The 17,891-nt window shown below is 68.0% G+C and carries 16 protein-coding genes; 9 read left to right on the top strand and 7 right to left on the bottom strand.

Annotated features, from left to right (window positions below):
* Positions 1-49: 49 nt before the first annotated feature.
* Both pstA and pstB read left to right on the top strand, forming a co-directional pair.
* Positions 50-1,639: a phosphate ABC transporter permease PstA gene (gene pstA, locus N2652_05735; protein MCX7818694.1), complete on the top strand. Its 1,590-nt coding sequence runs from the start codon at positions 50-52 to the stop codon at positions 1,637-1,639.
* A 12-nt stretch (positions 1,640-1,651) separates the two neighbouring features.
* The gene (pstB, locus tag N2652_05730) at positions 1,652-2,536 is read left to right on the top strand and encodes a phosphate ABC transporter ATP-binding protein PstB (protein MCX7818693.1); all 885 of its coding nucleotides are present in this window, start codon (positions 1,652-1,654) and stop codon (positions 2,534-2,536) included.
* Positions 2,537-2,544: 8 nt separating this feature from the next.
* Here pstB and N2652_05725 read toward each other — a convergent pair whose 3' ends face one another.
* The 4 genes from N2652_05725 to N2652_05710 all read right to left on the bottom strand — a co-directional run bounded on the left by N2652_05725 (position 2,545) and on the right by N2652_05710 (position 7,042).
* Positions 2,545-3,276, bottom strand: coding sequence for a hypothetical protein (locus tag N2652_05725; GenBank protein MCX7818692.1), 732 nt, complete (start codon positions 3,274-3,276; stop codon positions 2,545-2,547).
* Positions 3,273-4,121, bottom strand: a complete 849-nt coding sequence (locus N2652_05720; protein ID MCX7818691.1) for a TatD family hydrolase — start codon at positions 4,119-4,121, stop codon at positions 3,273-3,275. The genes N2652_05725 and N2652_05720 overlap by 4 nt, the downstream gene beginning before the upstream one ends.
* Before the next feature lie 62 nt (positions 4,122-4,183).
* Complete coding sequence (mutS, locus tag N2652_05715; GenBank protein ID MCX7818690.1) at positions 4,184-6,688, bottom strand: DNA mismatch repair protein MutS; 2,505 nt, start codon at positions 6,686-6,688, stop codon at positions 4,184-4,186.
* Between the two features lie 45 nt (positions 6,689-6,733).
* Positions 6,734-7,042: a hypothetical protein gene (locus N2652_05710; protein ID MCX7818689.1), complete on the bottom strand. Its 309-nt coding sequence runs from the start codon at positions 7,040-7,042 to the stop codon at positions 6,734-6,736.
* A gap of 972 nt (positions 7,043-8,014) precedes the next feature.
* Here N2652_05710 and N2652_05705 point away from each other — a divergent pair.
* From N2652_05705 to N2652_05695, 3 genes are read left to right on the top strand one after another with little or no spacing between them, the layout of a single operon-like run.
* Positions 8,015-8,599, top strand: coding sequence for a hypothetical protein (locus tag N2652_05705; protein MCX7818688.1), 585 nt, complete (start codon positions 8,015-8,017; stop codon positions 8,597-8,599).
* Positions 8,562-9,920 carry a tetratricopeptide repeat protein gene (locus tag N2652_05700; protein MCX7818687.1) on the top strand — a complete coding sequence of 453 codons (1,359 nt, stop codon included), beginning with the start codon at positions 8,562-8,564 and terminating at the stop codon, positions 9,918-9,920. Before N2652_05705 ends, N2652_05700 begins: the two co-directional genes overlap by 38 nt.
* Entirely contained in the window at positions 9,910-10,248 is a 339-nt protein-coding gene (locus N2652_05695) for a hypothetical protein (GenBank protein MCX7818686.1), read from the top strand. Before N2652_05700 ends, N2652_05695 begins: the two co-directional genes overlap by 11 nt.
* Before the next feature lie 349 nt (positions 10,249-10,597).
* Here the strand turns inward: N2652_05695 and N2652_05690 are convergent, their stop codons facing one another.
* From N2652_05690 to N2652_05680, 3 genes are all read right to left on the bottom strand, one after another.
* The gene (locus N2652_05690) at positions 10,598-11,803 is read right to left on the bottom strand and encodes a right-handed parallel beta-helix repeat-containing protein (protein MCX7818685.1); all 1,206 of its coding nucleotides are present in this window, start codon (positions 11,801-11,803) and stop codon (positions 10,598-10,600) included.
* 185 nt (positions 11,804-11,988) lie between these two features.
* Positions 11,989-12,174 carry a hypothetical protein gene (locus N2652_05685; GenBank protein MCX7818684.1) on the bottom strand — a complete coding sequence of 62 codons (186 nt, stop codon included), beginning with the start codon at positions 12,172-12,174 and terminating at the stop codon, positions 11,989-11,991.
* 80 nt (positions 12,175-12,254) lie between these two features.
* Positions 12,255-13,277: an AraC family transcriptional regulator gene (locus tag N2652_05680; protein ID MCX7818683.1), complete on the bottom strand. Its 1,023-nt coding sequence runs from the start codon at positions 13,275-13,277 to the stop codon at positions 12,255-12,257.
* 123 nt (positions 13,278-13,400) lie between these two features.
* On the opposite strand from N2652_05680, the gene N2652_05675 reads away from it, so the two are divergent.
* Genes N2652_05675 through N2652_05660 form a run of 4 tightly spaced genes read left to right on the top strand, consistent with a single transcriptional unit; the run spans position 13,401 to position 17,833 of the window.
* A complete protein-coding gene (locus N2652_05675; protein MCX7818682.1) occupies positions 13,401-14,231 on the top strand; it encodes a sugar phosphate isomerase/epimerase in 831 nt (276 codons plus the stop codon).
* Positions 14,228-15,145: a PmoA family protein gene (locus N2652_05670; GenBank protein MCX7818681.1), complete on the top strand. Its 918-nt coding sequence runs from the start codon at positions 14,228-14,230 to the stop codon at positions 15,143-15,145. Before N2652_05675 ends, N2652_05670 begins: the two co-directional genes overlap by 4 nt.
* On the top strand, positions 15,142-16,497 hold the full coding sequence (locus tag N2652_05665; protein MCX7818680.1) for a Gfo/Idh/MocA family oxidoreductase: 1,356 nt from the start codon (positions 15,142-15,144) through the stop codon (positions 16,495-16,497). Before N2652_05670 ends, N2652_05665 begins: the two co-directional genes overlap by 4 nt.
* Positions 16,498-16,540: 43 nt before the next feature.
* Positions 16,541-17,833: a Gfo/Idh/MocA family oxidoreductase gene (locus tag N2652_05660; GenBank protein ID MCX7818679.1), complete on the top strand. Its 1,293-nt coding sequence runs from the start codon at positions 16,541-16,543 to the stop codon at positions 17,831-17,833.
* The last annotated feature ends 58 nt before the right edge of the window (positions 17,834-17,891 follow it).

Raw genomic sequence — 17,891 nt, 5'->3', positions numbered from 1 at the left:
GCCCCGGCGCTCGCCGGTCGAAGCGCTCCGTGCTCGAGGCGAACCGGCGCTGTGGCTGACCGGCGGCGCGCTGCTGCTGGCGCTGGGGATGATCCTCGGCCTGATCACGCTGCTGCTGGTCGGTGGTCTCTCCACGCTTTGGCCGAAGCCGGTCGTGCGCATCCAATGCCGCGACGGGCGCGTGCGGATGGGTGAAATCGCCCGACGCGAAACCGCGCGCGGCCCGGACGGCCGGCCGGTGCGGCGCCGGCTGATTCGCATCGGTAACTTCGAGCTGACTCACGAACACTTCATATGGATCGCCGACGAGGAAGTCGTTTCAGAGGACCGTCCGCCCGATGCGATGGTGTTCGAACGCGTCGCCTGGGGCCGTTTCTACGGTCTGCCCCGCGCGCTGGTTGCGGAGGGGCGCGTCATCGCGACGAACGCGGCGGAGATTCGATCCGCGTGGGCGACGATTCATCCGGACGTCGTCGCGCGCCGCCGCCGCCGCGAACGGCTGGAGACCGTGGACATCGGCGAGGTGAACCGGCGGCAGGAGGCCGCACGGCTGCGTGCGCGCGCCGTGGAACTGGAGGAGGGGCGCGACTCCGCTCGGTTTGCCGCTGCGCAGCGCGAGGCGGAACGGGTAGAGCGGGCCGCCGCGGAGGAGTACGCGCGGCTGCGCGCCGAAATTGACGCGCTGAACGCGCACAACGCGCGGTTTCATCTGGACGTGGTCACCGCGGACGGACGCGAGGTGCGGCTGATGCTCGCGGACATTGTGCGGATGGTGCCCGCGAATGCGCTCTCGCTCGCCGAACGATGGGCAGTGTATGCGTCGCGGTGGTGGGAGTTCGTGTCGGACGTGCCGCGCGAGGCGAACAGCGAGGGGGGGGTGTTTCCGGCGATCTTTGGCACCGTGGTGATGACGCTGCTGATGTCGCTGGCGGTCGTGCCGGTGGGGGTGATGGCCGCGCTGTACCTGCGCGAGTACGCGAAACCGGGACCCTGGGTGAGCGTGATCCGCATCTCGATCAACAATCTTGCGGGTGTGCCGAGCATCGTGTTCGGGGTGTTCGGGCTCGGTTTCTTCTGCTACCTGATCGGCGCAACGCTCGACGAGCTGCTCTTCGCGGCACGGCTGCCCAACCCGACGTTCGGCAAGGGCGGCATTCTGTGGGCCTCACTCACGCTCGCGGTGATGACGTTGCCGGTGGTGATCGTCGCCACCGAGGAGGCGCTCGCCGCGGTGCCGAACTCGATGCGGGAGGGGTCCTTCGCGTGCGGCGCCAGCAAGTGGCAAACGCTCCGCCGGATTGTGCTGCCGCGCGCGCTGCCCGGCATTCTCACCGGAATGATCCTCGCGATGGCGCGCGGCGCCGGCGAGGTCGCGCCGCTGATGCTGGTGGGCGCGGTCAAGCTGGCGCCGGAACTGCCGGTAGACCGCGTGCCGCCGTTCATCCATCCCGAACGCAGTTTCATGCATCTGGGGTTTCACATCTACGACCTCGGATTCCAGAGCCAAAACAGCGAGGCTGCCAAACCGATGGTGTTCACCACCGCGCTGCTGTTGGTCACGATCATTGTGCTCTTGAACCTGCTGGCGATCAGCATCCGTAACTATCTGCGCCGGAAACATCGTTCGGACGTGTTTTAGGAGGTCTCCGTGATGGCTGCGCTGCCGGAACTGCCCAAGCTCGACGCCGCGCTGGATATCGCCGCCCCGGCCGCCGGCCGTCTCGCCGCGATCGCGGCGGGCGAGCCGGTTCGCACCGAGCTCCACGAGGAGCTGCGAGCGGAGACGCCGCTGGTGGATGTGCGCGGTTTCAACCTCTGGTACGGACCCAAACAGGCGCTCTTCGATGTGCACATGCCCATCCCGAAAGGGCGCATCACCGCGCTGGTGGGGCCATCGGGCTGCGGCAAATCCACGCTGCTGCGCTCGGTCAACCGAATCAACGATCTCGTCGGCACGGTCCGCACCACTGGCGACATCCTGTTGAACGGGGAGTCGATCTTCGCGCCCGGTGTGGACGTCATCGAGCTGCGCAAGCGGATGGGGATGGTGTTCCAGAAGCCGAACCCGTTTCCGATGTCGGTGTACGAGAACGTGGTCTATCCCCTTCGGATTGACGGCGTTCGCGATCGGGCGGTGCTCGACGAGGCCTGCGAACGCAGTCTTCGCGGCGCCGCGCTGTGGGACGAGGTGAAGGACCGCCTGCACGAGAGCGCGATGGGACTCTCCGGCGGTCAGCAGCAGCGTCTGTGTATCGCCCGTGCGATCGCCGCGGAGCCCGAGGTATTGCTGATGGACGAGCCCTGTTCTGCCCTTGACCCGATCGCGACGAACAAAATCGAGGAGCTGATGGAAGGGCTGCGTGGCGAGTACACGATCGTGATCGTCACGCACAACATGCAACAGGCCGCCCGCACCAGCGACTACACCGCGTTCATGTATCTCGGCCGGCTGATCGAGTTCGGTCCCACCGCAACAATCTTCCAGCAGCCCCACTTGCCCGAAACGCTCGCCTACGTGACCGGCCGCTTCGGCTGAAACCTGGCTCAGCTCGGCGGCCAGCGCCGGCGCAGGCGATGCGCACACCAGGAGAGGCCGGCGAGCGCGCCGGCCGCCAGGAATGAGCCAGGCCGGTTGGCGAGCACAACCGCCGCCGCCTGCACCAGCGGCCATCCGCAGAGCAGGCGGCCGATCAACTCCGGACGGCCGGGGTGCGAAAGTTCGTTTCGCGCCGCGGTCGCAAGTCCGCCGATGAGCAGGCACCACACCACCGCCGCAAGCGCGACCCGTGTTCCCCCGGCCGCCGGTATGACCGCGAGCGCGCCCATCAGCAGACTCACCGCGCGGCAGAGACCGAGCACTGCGGGTCCCAGCCAGTGGCGCCAGCGGCCGAGGCGGTGGTAGGCGAGAATCAACACGGTCAATGCCGCCGCCGCCGAACACGCGGCGCGACCCGCCACTGCGGCGGCGCCGAGCCCTGCCGCAAACAGCGCCAGGCGCGCACCGGCGGCCGCGCCGGTGGGGAGCTCGCCAGTCGCCAGCGGTCGAGGCCGGCCGGTGCGGCGATCCTCGTCCAGGCCGGTGAGGTCATTGTCGAGAATTCCGGCCGCATACAACGCCAGCGCCGCCCCCATCGCCGCCCACGGCGGGGCCGCCGATCCGCCCGTATCGGCCGCTGCCAGCATGGCGCCGACCAGAGGATCTCCTGGCGCGGTGAGCAGGTTTGCCGGGCGCAAGAGGCGCAGCCACGCCTCGGCGCGTTGGCGGCGGTGGTTCACCGCTGGTACTGCGCGGGGTCCTGAAAGGGAAGCTGAAGATTCGGCCGAAACCGTTCGCACTGACCGTAGAAGCTCATCGGATTGTGAAACAAGAGTTGCTCGATCTGGTCGGTGCGGAAGCCGTTTTCGCGCATGTGCCGGGCGACCTTTGGCAGCGAACAGGGGTCCGAAACACCCCAGTCCGCCGAGCTGTTCACCAGCGAACGTTCGATGCCCCAGCGCCGGAGCAGATGAATCACGCGTTCCGGGTTCAGTTTTGAGTACGGATACACCGTCATCCCCGCCCACACGCCGGTCCGCCGCGTGAGGTCCATCGTGTCTTCGGTGTTGTGGTCCACGATGATGCGGTTCTCGTCGTAGTTCAGCTCGCGCAGGATTGCGAGCGTCCGCTCCACACCGTCGCGCTTGCGGACCTCCGCGGTGTCGTGCGGCGTGTGAATCAGGATCAGCATGCGGCGTGTCTTCGCCAGCTCGAGCTGGCGCTGGAAGATTTCTTCCTCGTGGCGGGTGATGCGGTTGAAGCCGATCTCGCCGATCGCCACGCAGCGCGGGTGATCGAGGTAGGGCGCAATACCATCGAGCACTTCGTGCGCCAGGCGGAGGTTGTCCGCCTCCTTCGGGTTCACTGCGACGCACGCGTAGTGGTCAATGCCGAACCGTGCCGCGCGCACGGCCTCGAATTCGAGGCTGTGCTGGAAGTAGTCCCAGAAGGTGCCGGCATAGCGGCGAGCGGATCCGAGCCAGAACGACGGCTCGACGACGCAACGGATTCCTTCTCGGTACATCGCGGTGTAGTCGTCGGTGGTGCGGGTGTACATGTGGATGTGGGGCTCGATGATCGTCATCGGTTCGTTCTCCGTCGGTGCTGTCGTCTCATCTTCCGCGCCGCGGGACCGACTGGACGTGTTCAGAGGCCACCGGCGCGAAAGAGCGGCAGCTCGGGTGCGCCGTCGGCGGCGGGCCGGCGGGATCGCCGGCGCGCGAGCCGGGGCTGGCCCGCCTCCGCGAACTCGCCCTCCTCCAGGTTCACTAGAATCTCCTGCGCGCGCTCGATCACCGCGGGCGGCAGACCGGCGAGCCGGGCGACATGGATGCCGTAGCTCTTGTCGGCGGCGCCGGGTTCGATTCGGCGCAGGAACACGATCCGGTCACCGGCCTCCCGAATGCGTACGTTGTAATTCTTCACCCCCGGCAGCGTGAGCGCGAGGTCGGTCAGCTCGTGGTAGTGGGTGGCAAAGAGCGTCTTCGCTTTCACCGTGGGCGTGTTGTGCAGGTATTCCGCGACCGCCCACGCGAGGCTGATGCCATCGAAGGTGCTGGTACCGCGGCCGATCTCGTCGAGCACGATCAGGCTGCGGGGCGTCGCGTGGTTCAGGATGTTGGCGGTTTCCTGCATCTCGACCATGAACGTGCTGCGCCCGCGCGCGAGGTCGTCGCCGGCGCCGACGCGGGTGAAGACGCGATCGGTGAGCGGGATGTCCGCCTCGTCGGCGGGCACGAACGCGCCCGCGTGGGCGAGGATGGTGATCAGCGCGACCTGCCGGATGTAGGTGGATTTGCCGGCCATGTTGGGGCCGGTGATGATCGCGATCTGGTGGTCGGCGGTGTCCAGCAGCGTGTCGTTGGGCACGAAGCGTTCCGCGTCGGGCAGCGTTTCGATCACCGGGTGCCGGCCGGCGCGGATCCACAGTCGGTCGCCCTCGTGCAGTCGCGGCCGGACGTAGCGCAGCGAGATCGCGCGGTCCGCAAACGCGGCGAGCACATCGAGCGTGGCGACCGCGGCCGCGGCGCGCAGCAGCGCGTCGCTGCGCTCGACGATCGCGGCGCGGAGCTGCTGGAAGAGTTCGTACTCCAGTTCCACTGCCCGCTGCTGCGCGCCGAGAATCCGGTTCTCGTACTCCTTCAGCTCCGGGGTGACAAACCGTTCGCCGTTCGCGAGCGTCTGCTTTCGGATGTAGTCGGGTGGCACGGAGCCGAGGTTCGCTCGCGTCACCTCGATGTAGTAGCCGAACACGCGGTTGTGCCGCACCTTGAGGGAGCGGATGCCGGTGCGCTGCTGCTCGCGCGCCTGGAACCGTGCGACCCAGTCGCGGCCCTCCGCGGCGGCTCGCCGGAGCTCGTCGAGCTCCGCGTGGAACCCGGCGCGGATCAACCCCCCTTCGCGCAGCGCTGCCGGCGGCTCGTCCACCAGCGTGCGGTCGATGCGGTCGAGCAGGTCTGGCATCGGGTCGACGTCCGCAGCCAGCTGGTCCGCCAGCGGTGTATGCAGCGAAGCCGCCGCTGCGCGCACGTCCGGCAGCCGGCGCAGCGAATCGGCCAGCGCGCGCGCGTCGCGTGCGGTGCCACCACCGCCGAGCCGCGCGACAATCCGCTCGATGTCTCGGACGCCGCTGAGCGCCTCACGCAGTCGGCGCAGCGCGTCGCGCCGCGCCACCAGCGCGGAGACCACCTCTTGCCGCGCCTCGATCGCGGCGCGGTTCGCGAGCGGTCGCAGCAGCCACTCTCTCATCCGGCGCGTGCCCATCGGTGTGCAAGTGACGTCGAGCACCCGCAGCAGGCATGGCCCCGACGGCCCGGAGCGCGAGGCGACCAGCTCCAGGTTCGCGACGGTCGCCTCGTCGAGCGCGAGGTCGTCAGTCAAACGCCGGCGCGCCATTGTGCGAATGTGTGCGGCGTTGCGGCGCAAGTCTGCGATGACGTAGTGGAGCACCGCGCCGGCGGCGGCGACCGCGGCGGGGGCGTTCTCGCAATCGAACCCGTCCAGCGAGACAACGCCGAAATGCCGCAGCAGCGTGTCCCGCGCAGTGGGGGGGTCAAACCGCCAGGCATCCAGCCGCGTCAGCACCGGCAGGCTGCCGCTCGCTGGGGCGGCCCATGGCAGTGTCTCCAGATCGTCCGGCACGACCAGCTCGGCCGGGCGGTACTTCGCCAGCAGCTCTCGGATCGGGTCGGGCGAGGGGCTTTCTTCGACCCAGAACTCGCCGGTGGACAGCTCCAGCATGGCCAGCCCCCATCCCGAGGGGCCGCGGCACAGCGCCGCCATCCAATTGTGCTGGCGTGATTCGAGCAGCTCATCTTCGATGCGCGCGCCGGGGGTCACCACCCGCGTGATGTCCCGGCGGACCAGCCCCCGGGCAGTAGCGGGGTCTTCGAGCTGGTCGCAGACCGCGACCTTCAGTCCGGCCGCGAGAAGCTTTGCAATGTAGGAATCGGCGGCGTGGTAGGGCACCCCACACATCGGCACCGCCTGCCGGCGTGTGAGCGCAATGTCGAGAATGCCGGCGGCGCGGATCGCATCGTCGCCGAACATTTCGTAGAAATCGCCCAGCCGAAAGAACAGAATCGTATCCGGCGGCAAACCGGCGCGGAGACGCCGGTACTGTGCCATCATCGGCGTCAACTGATCGCTCATCGGCGGTGCCGCCGCCGCCGATGGACAGCAGCGTGACGGTCGGCGTTACCAGCGGCGGGAGGCGTCCTCATCCTCGTCTGGCGGCATATCCTCCAGTTCCAGCTCTTCCTCCTCCGCCCTGCGGGCGACCCAGCTGTCATTGTCAAACCAAAGATCTTCACCCTCCTCGTCAAGCTCCTCGTCCAACGGCGGCTCCTCCGCTTCCGCCGCGCACTGGGGGCAGACCTCACTGCCCGGAAAACACATGGCACAGAACTCGGCCGCACACAGCGCACACACCGCCAGCCCCTGCTGACCATGAACTTCGCAGGGACCGCCCACGTCATCGTCCGGTTCGATGAATCTCCGCTTCACGGTCTCCACCTCCGGCAAAGGGCTGCGCACCGGGATCCGAAAGGGGCGGACCCCGGCTGCTGCGCACACTATCACAGTGGGCGTACGGAGTCAAAAAACCGGGTCCAGCGCTGGTTTTTGGGCGCATCAAGTCTTTGGAATAGGCGCGGGCGGCCCCCGAGGAGCGAGCGCGGTCCAGGCAGCATGGGATCATCAAAACAGCGCGAACTTTTGAGCTGCATGAAATTGCGAAGTTCGTCGCCTCCCGCTTGCAAACCCGATCTCGCAATGTAGGTTGCGTCAGAATCGGCCAAGGGCGGCAAGGCGCGGAGGTGCGCGATGAAAAAGGCGCTCGGTTGGGTCATCGTTGTTGGATACGTGCCGGTGTGTGCGGTTTGGGCTCAAAAATCCCCGGGGCCATCAGTTAGACCGGAGGCGGTAAAGCCGATCAGCAAACCCCAGAGCGAACAGCTCTCGATACCTCACGTCCAGCCCGGTCAGGCAAAACCGGGTGCAGCTCACCAGGGGTCGATCTTGCCGGGCGCCGCGCAAACGCCGGCTGTGGAGAAGCCGGTGGGCAATATGGTGCCGCGGCGGCTGCCGCCCGGTGCAGTTCCGCGCAATACTGGTGGTGGGATTGATACGTTGCGGCCGGAACGGGAGAACCTCGGTCTCGAGGGCCGTGGTGCTGACGAAACGCGCGAATCCCCGGGATTCGATCCCGCCCGATTTGGTCGGCGTGCCGGAGGCGGCGATACGGACACTGATGCTTTGTTGCATCGGCTTCGGGGCCTGACCGGTCCGAGCAACAGGGAGCGCATCCAACGAGGGGGCGGACAGGCGTCCGGCGTGCTCCTCGATCGGAACACGGACCTGCCAAAACCCAATCTTGCGGCCGACGAGCCCAATGGTGGCAGGGGCCGGCTGACGTCGCGGGAGCGCCACCCCGATGGCAGCACCTCCACGACCTACGCGCGTTCGGATGGTTCAAGCGTGACGTTTCATCGCGACCGCAACGGCGTGGAAGTGTCCTGGGAGTATCGACGGACCGACGGGGCGGGTCGCGAAGTGGTCGTCGTACGGACGTTGAACCAGGAGGTCACAGAAGTCACCGGAAACGGCCACACGGTGCGGGTGGAAACCTATTACGACTTGAACACCGACACCACGGAGGTGCGCACCATCGTGGATGGTCGCCCCGTGCACAGCGGTCGGATGGAGGGTGTGGTGTGGTCTGAGCCCGTGGCGCTCCAGCGGCACGACCAACTCTTTCGACGTGGCCGCGACGGGCGCAACGTGGATCCCGACAGTCCCTACGGCAAGGGCGGCAGTCCGGTGGATATCGACCGCAGACCCGACGACATTGTTCACGCCAGCGATGCGAAGGACGGCGTCGGCCCCGGCGCACGGCCCGACCAGGACGCAAGAGCGGGCGTTGCGCGGCGTTTGAACGTGAACGTAGATCTGGCCGGCCAGCCGAATCCCGTGGAGGGTCGCGGTGACGGAGGAGTGGGATACCACGGCCGCGGCTATCACCCCGATGACCTTGTCCGTCCGCCGCGCCCCAACGATCCGTAATGCGTCGGCCGCCGCCGCGGGATGGATCGCACTGGCGCTGTGGGCGGTGCCCGTTCTGTCGGGCGCCGCGGAGCCACTGGTTCGCTTCTCCGAGACCGAGGCGGCTCGGGCGTTCCGGGAGGGACGCTATGAGGAGGCGGTCGCCGAACTCCTGCGGCTGCTCGAAACCAATCCCGACAACGTGCTCGTGCTCCGGTATCTTGCGCTCAGCTACGACCGGCTCGGCCGGCTGAACGATGCGCTGCGGGTGTTCATCGAGGCGTTGGCGCTCGATCCGGACAATGTTGCGCTCTTGTATCACTCGGGCGAGACGCTGCACAACGCGCGCTACGTGGACGATGCGCGCCGGCACTTTTTGCGGGTGATTGAGCTGGCACCGGACAGCGAATATGCGCGGCGCGCGCGGATCTGGCTGGCCGAGCAGGCGCGGCAGGAGGCCTTTCGGCAGCCCCCCGGACCACCGCCGCCGATCGCGCTGCAATTGGCGTTCGGCTGGCGGCGCGATGAGTATCGTTTTGCGGAATCCCTCGACAGCGAACGGAGGGAAACCGTGGACCGACTCACCGAGACCCTCATGCTCGAATACTTCCCGCTGCGGACAGCCCAGTGGACGTTGGCGCTCGATGTGAGCGGCCAGGGGGCGCAGGTCATCCGCAACCGCGACGGTGGAAGCGACATCTGGCAATGGGGCGCGGGCGCTCGAGCGCAGCGCGTCGGCGAGTGGGCCGGTGTGCGGCTGACGGGGCTGGCCCGCGTGTACCATCAGCGCGTGTACCTCGACGGCGGCTCGGAGTACGGCCACACCACGGGGGCGGCGGCTCAGCTCGGCGCCGGATGGAGCCCCCATGCGCTGACGCTGGCGACCTACCATTTCGCCGCCGATGACTTTCGGGAGGAAGGTTTCGACCCGCTGTTTGCATCGCGCGATGCGCACGACCACCGGGTGAGCGCTGAACAGCACCTGTTCTTTTGGGGGAATCGTCTTCGGCTCACCTTCGGTGTGGAGTATGAGGAAAACGATGCGGAGGGGCGGAACTTCGACTTCGACGGGCCGGCGTATTTCGCCGGAGCGGGTGTCGCGTTGCCGTGGGGCGTGCGGTTGGACGCCGGTTATGAATACCGGGAGGAAAGCTACCGCAATTTCGCAGGGCCGGTCCGTCGTGAGACGGAGCGGCGGGAGTGGAGCGTGGCGCTCAGCCGCTGGTTCGCGCGCCACTGGTTGGTGGCGCTGCACTACCGCGATGCCGATGAGGAATCCAGCATTCGGGCGCTCGACTACCAACGGCGCGCCTGGGGGGCCAGTGTGATCTATGCGTACTAAGCTGCCGGGCCTGAGACGTGGGTGGCGTGCCGTGCTGGCGGCCGCCACGGCGACGATGATCGGAATCGCGCGAGCGGACGATGCTGCCCGCTCCCGCCGGGTCGAACGGGACGAAGCGCTTGATCGCGAGCTGAATGCGTTTCGGGCTCCGATTTCCAGGCTGAGCGATCTACCCGACGTGCTGAAGTGGCCGCTGTACAAGGAGGAACCGAAGATGGCCCAGCACGACTTTCGTCCCCCGCCGCCACCGCCCCCGCGCAAGAAAACGCCACGGCCCTCCCCGCCGCCGCCACAGCCCCCGCAGCAGCAGCAACTGCAACAACCCTGATGGTTCTGCTGGGTCGCGGCATGAGAGCGAGCCGGCCGGATCCGCCGGCTGCGCTCACGCGCGTCCCCTGCGAGGCGAAGTGCCAAGCCCGCCATACGCACGGCCCGACCTCGGGGTGCAACATCGCAACGGCCGTGCTCCCCACCTCGGCGGGGGTCCCAGGGTTGGAAGGTTGCGCGATGCCACCGTCCAATCCTTGGACGAATTCGACGTATCTCTGCGAGGCCGATCAAGGAACGGCGAGGGGTGAGACCGCGTCGGCAGCACCGCGGCGTTTCGGGGAATATGGCCACCCCGAAACATGAACGCCCGGCCCGCCGCAGCGCACGGCCGGACGAACGGTGAGGCATCAGCGGGCAGATTCGATGAGGTGGGGGAGGCCGCCAGGATCGGTGTTCGCCGCGGGGTGTGTATCCCCCATTTCACGTTCGCCGCCGCCGTTGTAGCCGCGGTAGCCGTGAATGCGGTTCCCGGTCAGACGCACGCGAGGGAGCAAGCCGGTTGCGACGCAGATCTGCCAGGCGACGTTGTTGCTGCAGAGATTGTACTCGATCCGGATGTCGCCGCTTTCCGGATGGCGGCTCAGCACCGAAATGCCGCCGCCCCAGCCGGTACGGCCGTTGTTCCAGAGCCGATTGTCCATGATGCGAATTCGAGCGCGGGGGGCGTCGTCGTCGTAATCGGACACCTCGATGCCGTGATACCGGTTGTCGAACGCGGTGTTCGCGAGCACCTCCACGTCGGTGAGGCGGCCGCTGCGGCGCTCGGCGGAGAGTACGACGCCGCTGGCGCAATCGTGGACCACATTGGAAGCGATACGCACGCCCGCACAGGCGCGGTCGTAGGCGTCCACATAGATGCCGAGCCGGACGAGGTGGTGAACCAGATTGTGATGCACGACGACGTTCCAGCACGCCTGCTTGCAGTCAATGCCCTCGCCGCCGTTGCCGGCCTCCTCACGGCGATCAAAGACGTGATTGAACGCGATCTCGGAGTTCGTGCAGGAGGCGAGCGTAATGCATTCCTGGGTTCCCTCGCCCGTTTGCGTGCGGCCCTGGCAGGCTCGGCGCACAGTGTTGCCGAGCATCGCGATGCGAACAGAGCGCCAGGCCTGCAGACCGGACGACCACGTGTCGAAGGTGGAGACGCCGCGGATGACGATGTCACTGCAGCAGTCCACGAAGACCCCCGCGGCGGTGGACCGAACAATTTGAAAGCCGACGATCTCGATGTGGGCGACGCCACGCATGGTCACCAGCCCCTCCCAGTTCGGCCCTGGCCGCCGCCCCTCGCCGTCAATCACCGCTTTTCCGGCGGGATCGGCGATGAGCCGGAGCCAGGCCCGGGGCGCGCCACCCCGATCGAGGCGGACCGTTTCGGTGTATCGTCCCGGCGCTACCCGGATCGTTGTGCCGGCTGCCGCACGGTGGACGGCGGCGGAGATGGTTGCGAACGGCCGGGCCGCAGAGCCGTCCCCGTGGGGCTGGCCGCGCGCGGCATCCACCCACAGGGTTTGCGCGTCCGCGGCGTCGACGCGGGACAGCGCGGCGCGCATGGTCCGAAAACCAGCGGGGTAGGCTTTGGGTGCCGGGTCGTCGGCGGTAACGAGGCTGCAGGCGAGCGACGCGACCGCAACGGCACCACGGAGCCGGCGGGAGAGCGGGGGTGTGGCGCCGCGCGGGCGCCGGCCGGGCGCCGTCGCACCGCGGGATCTCGTCCGGCGAGTCGTCTCCAGATCCCCTACCGATTGGACAGATGTTCGAGCAGCGCGCCGATGCCGAGCAGCACGGCAAGACTGCCGATTCCCCACAGCAGCCCCGTCAGGCTGATCGAGGGCTCTGGATTCAGCACTTCGTGACGCAGACACGCCCGCAGAAGCCAGATGCTGCCGAAGGAAATGGCCAGCCCTATCCAGACGTTTCGCATGATCGCCCTCCTCGGGATGCGAGCGAGTCTACCGGGCGCAGGCGGATGCGGCAACGGCATCGCAAAGGGGAGATGGCGACTCACAGCCCGCGGTGTCGGTGGCCGGGGACGGGGTGTTCGCGCTCCTGGCGGGGGGCGCGGCCGACGAATCGCCGGAACACCGTGGCAAAGTATTGGCTGCTGGAGAATCCGCACTCGAGGGCGATGTCGGTGATCGAGAGGTCTGGCCGCTCGCGGAGCAGGCGGCGGGCGCGTTCGATCCGGCGGGCGGTGAGGTGGCGCATCGGCGTCATGTTCCGCAACCGCCGGACGTAGAACGCGAAGCGGGTGCGTTTGAGCCCTGCCGCCTCGGCCATGCGCGCGAGCGTCCAGGGCTGGTCGAGCGTGTGCTCGAGCTCGTCAAGGAACAGCGCAGTGGCCCGCTCGGCGCTGGTCAGACGCGGGTCGTCCGGTACCGGTTGGGATTGCAGCATCTGCAGCACGTCCACCAGCAGCGCGTTCAGCTCCACCGCGAGCCGCGACTCGCGCAGCCCGGCGGTGTCCTCCGCTTCCAGAAGCCGGCCGATCCCCTCGAACCGTGCGGCGAGTGTGGGCGCCGGCCAGACAGGGCGCTCGCAGCGGCGCAGCAGATGAGTCAGCCGCTTGAGGTCCTCCTGCGCCAGCACGATCCACGCTGGCCACCGCCACGGCTGGTGCGGACGTCGGATGCCCACGTCGAGGATCACCCAGTACAGCCGGCCGATGCCGACGTGGGGTCGGCCAACACGGTGTGGCTGCCACGGCCGCGTGACGGTGAGGTCGCCCGGCCGCAGGTCGAATGCTCGCCCGTCCGCCTCGAACGCGAGCCGGCCGGTCGCCAGGTAGGTGAACTCGATGCCCTCGTTGCGGTGGAGGGGCAGCCCCCAGTGCTGCTCGGCGCGGGCGTCCCAGAAGCCGACGCTGCGCAGCCCGACCAGCGCGCCGGCCGGCAGCCGCTCGCCGGGATAGGCGCCGCGCGCGCGTGCGACCAGCCGCACCTCGCCGCGCCGCGCCGCCGCGACCAACGGGCGGCAGGTGTCCGCGTGGTACACGCGGTGGGCGGCAACATACGTGGCGGGGCGCATCGGACCACCCGATGTTTGTTTTTTACCACTCGCGAGGATTGGAAGACAACCGCGCGCACCTCGCGCGAACATCGCGCGCGACGGTCGGCCCCGCGTGGGGGTTGGCGTCCGAGGGACAAGACGATGGGCGCGATTTACATCGGGGTGAACCTGGAGTTCGTGCGGCACGAGGACAAGCCTTTCGAATGGGGCGTCGCGAAGGCCGCGGAGCTCGGTTACGAGTATGTCGAGCCGATGGTGCACTGGGGGCGCGAGCTGCTGAGCGAGGCCGGTTACTTTCACAGTGTTTCGATGCTCGACGATCCGTTGAGGGTGCGGCGCGCGTGCGAGGCGGCGGGCGTGAAACTCTCGGGGTTCAGCGCGCACACGCCGCTGGGCCGGCCGGAAATCAGCGTCGAGTACCTGAAGCAGGCGATCCGTTTTGCGGCCGAATGCGGCGCACCCGTGGTGAACACCGACGAGGGGCCGAAAGCGCGCTGGACCACCGTGGAGGAGGACCACGTGTTGATGCGCTACACGCTCACGGAGGCCGCGCGCGTTGCGGAGCCGCGCGGTATCCGGATCGGTCTCGAGCCGCACCAGCAGTACAGCCGAACACCGGAGGGCCTCGATCGAATTCATGCGCTGGTGCAAAGCCCCGCGATCGGGATCAACTTCGACACCGGCAACGCGTACCTCGCCGGCCAAGACCCCTACACGTGGCTGGAGCGGGTGGGGGACCGGCTGGTGCATCTGCACGCCAAAGACATCTCCCTCCAACAGTCCGACGCGGAGCGGGGAAGGGTGACGGGAACGCCGGTGGGTTGCGCCTGCGGTGACGGCGTGATGGACTGGGCTCGGGTGGTGGCGATCTGCCGGCGCGCGCCGCGCGACATTGTGCTGTCGGTCGAGTGCGGCACGGTCGAGCAGGCGGCGCGCAGCATCGCCCACCTGCGGCAGGTTCTGGCGACGTGAGGCGGGCGGAACGATCGGCATGGCGCGCGGCGGTGGTGGTGTTCGGCGCCGTCGCGGCGATAGCGCGCACCGCCCCGATTCCTCTGGCCGGCGGCGCGCTCCTGTATGAAGCCGGTCCGTCGCCGTTCAAGGCGTATGTGAAGGAATGGTCCACGCGTGCCGGCGTGCAGTTCCTGCTGGATTCGCCGGCCGATCACCCGCATCACCATGGGTTGATGTTCGCGGTGAACGTGGGGCCGGTGGAGTTCGGGGCGGAGCAGCCGGCCGGGCGGGTCGGTCGGCAGGTTGGCCGTGTGCAGCCGCGGGTGGCGGACGAAGGGCTCGAGCACCTGATCGAGTGGCGTGCGCCAGACGGGGTGGTGATGCTGGTGGAGCGACGCCACCTGCGGTTTCAACGGGCGGCGGGCGATCGGCCGGACCGGCTCTCTTGGAGCTCGGAGCTTCGCCCGCCGGAGGATGGCGCCGCTGCGATGCTGACGGGGCGGCATTACACCGGACTTGGCCTGCGGTTCGTGCGCGATCTGGACGGGGCGATCGCATATACGTTTGAGCCCGGCGCGGCGTCCGAAGTGGTTTTGGAGAAGGGCACGGGACGGCCCCCCAATGACGAGCGCCTGACCGGTGGCCGGTGGGTGGTCGCGCGAGGCAGAGTTGCGGGCCGGCTGCTGACGGTTGCGATTTTCGGTCATGGCTCTGCGCAGCGTGGGACCCGGTGGTTCACCATGAGCCGGCCGTTCGCCTTTGTCGGCGCCACGCTGGACCTGCACCGGGAGCCCTGGCCGGTCCGGGCGGATACACCGCTGCGCGTTCGGTGGCAGCTGGTCGCATGGAACGGCCAGGTGAGCGATGCCGCGGTGGTGGCAGAGCTGGAACGGTGGGCCGCGGACGAAGCGACGCAGGAGACCGCGCGATGAACGCGAACAATGGTCTGGATCGAGGGCACGTGGGCGTCACGCGCCGCGGGTTTTTGCGGCGGGCGACCACCCTCGTGATGCCGATGGTTGTGCCGCCGACCGTGCTCGGCCGAGAAGGGGTGGCGCCGAGTGGCCGCCTGGGGGTTGCGCTGATCGCCTGTGGCGGCCGTGCCGGCTATGGCGGCCGGTACGCGGAGAATCCGCACTCGCGCATCGTGGCGGTCTGCGACCCCGTTCGCGAACGTCGCGAGCAGTTCAGCCGGCGGTTTGGTGGTTGCCCGGCGGTGAACGACTTTCGCGAGGTGCTGGCGAACCCGGCGGTGGACGCGGTGCACATCGCGACGCCGGACCACTGGCACGTGCCGATCGCGCTGATGGCCGCGAAAGCCGGCAAGCACATGTACATCGAAAAACCGCTCGGCTTGTGCGCGGCGCAGACGCTCGCCGCACGAGTGATCGTGGATCGGTACGGTCGCATCGTGCAGTACGGCGCGCAGCAGCGCTCCATCCAACACGTGCGGATGGGCATCGAGCTGGTGCTGAACGGTCACATCGGCCGGGTGACGGAGCTTTACGCGTGGGCGCCCCGTGGGGAGTCCGGCGGCCGCGCCGAGCCGGTGCTGCCGGTACCGGAGGGGTTCGACTACGATCTGTGGCTCGGCCCCGCCCCCCTCGCGCCGTTTTGCGAGGACCGCTGCTTCGGGCAGGGACAGCGCAAGGGGGTCTATCACATCTACGATTACGCGATCGGATTTCTTGCCGGCTGGGGCGCGCATCCAATGGACATGCTCCAGTGGTGGGCGGACAACGCCAAACGCGCAGAGGTACCCGTGCGCTATGAGGGAACCGGAACCGTACCCACGCAGGGGCTCTTCAACACCGTCACACACTGGGATGTCACCGCGACATACGCGGACGGGCTGCGGCTGCGCTTCATGGACAACGAGACGGCGGCTCGTCTGCGCCCGCATCCGGGGATCCAGGGCGGCCACGGAACTCTGTTCGTTGGCGAGACGGGCTGGGTACGAGTCTCGCGGGACGGTTGGGCGACCTCGCCCGAATCGCTGGTGTACAAAGGCAAAGATCCCGGTGAGCGACGGCTGGCGGTCAGCCGGGACCAAATCGACAACTTCATCGAAAGCGTGCTCGCCGGTCGGCAGCCGATTGACGATCTCCACTCCGCGGTCCGCTCGGATCTCGCCTGCCACCTTGCGGAGATCGCGGTGCGGACCGGCCGGCCGGTTCAATGGGACCCGGTCCGCGAAACAATCGTCGGTGACGAGCAGGCGGTGCGACGGCTCACGCGGCCGGCCCGAGAGCCATGGAGCCTGGAGACGATTTTGAAGGGCTAACCCGGTTGCAGCCGCCGGCGCAGGCCAGGCAGGGAGACGAGCGATGAAACAGTCGGATGTCGGTCGGATGGACGGAAGCCGCCGGCGGTTCCTGCGTACCGCCGCGGGCGCGGTCGCCGCGCCGTTTGTCGCGCGAGGACCAGTGCTGGGCGCAAACGAGCGCACCGGCGTCGGTTTCATCGGGGCCGGCGGGCGCGCGCAGGCCCACATGCAGATGGTGCAAAAGTTGAAGGAGGAGGGGCTCAACGTGGAGCTGGTCGCGGTCGCCGACGTCTACCGTGGCCGGCGCGAGGCACGGCGCCGACAGTTCCCCATTGCGCGCGACTACAGGGACCATCGCGAGCTGCTGGCGGACCCGAACGTGGACGTCGTCTGCATTGCAACGCCGGACCACCACCACGCGCCCCAGGCGCTCGACGCGGTGGCCGCGGGGAAAGACATGTACATCGAGAAGCCGCTGTCGCACTGGCGGCAGTTTGAACTCACGAAGCGGCTCGCGGAGGCCGCAAAGGCCGTCGGCCGTGTAATCACGGTCGGTTGCCAGGCGATGAGCGACCCCGCCTGGCGGCAGATGAAAGACCTGGTGCGGCAGGGAGTGATCGGCCGACCGCTCTTCGGCGAAGCAGGCTTTTTCCGCGTCGGCGATTGGGGAGAGCGCGGCATGCCTGTGGACGATCCCAAGGTCAAGCCGGGTCCGGACCTCGACTGGGATGCGTTTCTCGGCGATGCGCCCCGGCGCGAGTTCAGCGTGGACCGCTTTTTCCGCTGGCGGCTTTTCGAGGACTACGCGGGCGGGCCGGTCACCGATCTTTTCCCGCACTGCCTCACACCCGTCGTGGATGTGATGGGGGCGACCTTTCCGGACACTGTCACGGGCATCGGCGCGATCCATGTCTACCCCTACGAGCTCCGAGAGGTGCCGGACACGTTCAACTTGATCGCGAGCTATCCGGACGCGATGACGATCGCGGTGCTGGGTACGCAGGGTAACGATTACACCACTACGCCCAAGCGGGGCGCGGGCCAGCGGAGCCCCGTGATCCGGGGCACCGAGGGCACGCTGACGATTGAACCGGATAACCGACAGATCCGGTTCACGCCCAGCGGCATTCCGGGGCAGACGAAAAGCGTGAAGCTGTTTCCGATCGAAGGCCACGAGGACAACCTCGAAATGTGGCGCGACCTGATTCGCTGTCACCGCGAAAAGAATCCGGCGACGATGTGTCCGATGGACCTCGCCTTCCGTGTCCAGACGGTTCTGCAAATGGCGATGCTGTCCCACAAGGCCGGACGGCACGCGAAGTTCGATCAGGCGGCCATCGCGATTCGCGTCTGAGCGGAACGGCCGCGGCTGGCTCTCGTCGTGCACCTGTTCAAACGGGAGAGGCGGGAGT

The sequence above is a fragment of the Kiritimatiellia bacterium genome (genome assembly GCA_026417735.1).
Classification (GTDB): domain Bacteria; phylum Verrucomicrobiota; class Kiritimatiellia; order PWTM01; family PWTM01; genus CAACVY01.
The sequence above is the reverse complement of the archived record's forward strand: the minus strand, read 5'-3'. Positions and strand labels throughout refer to the sequence as shown.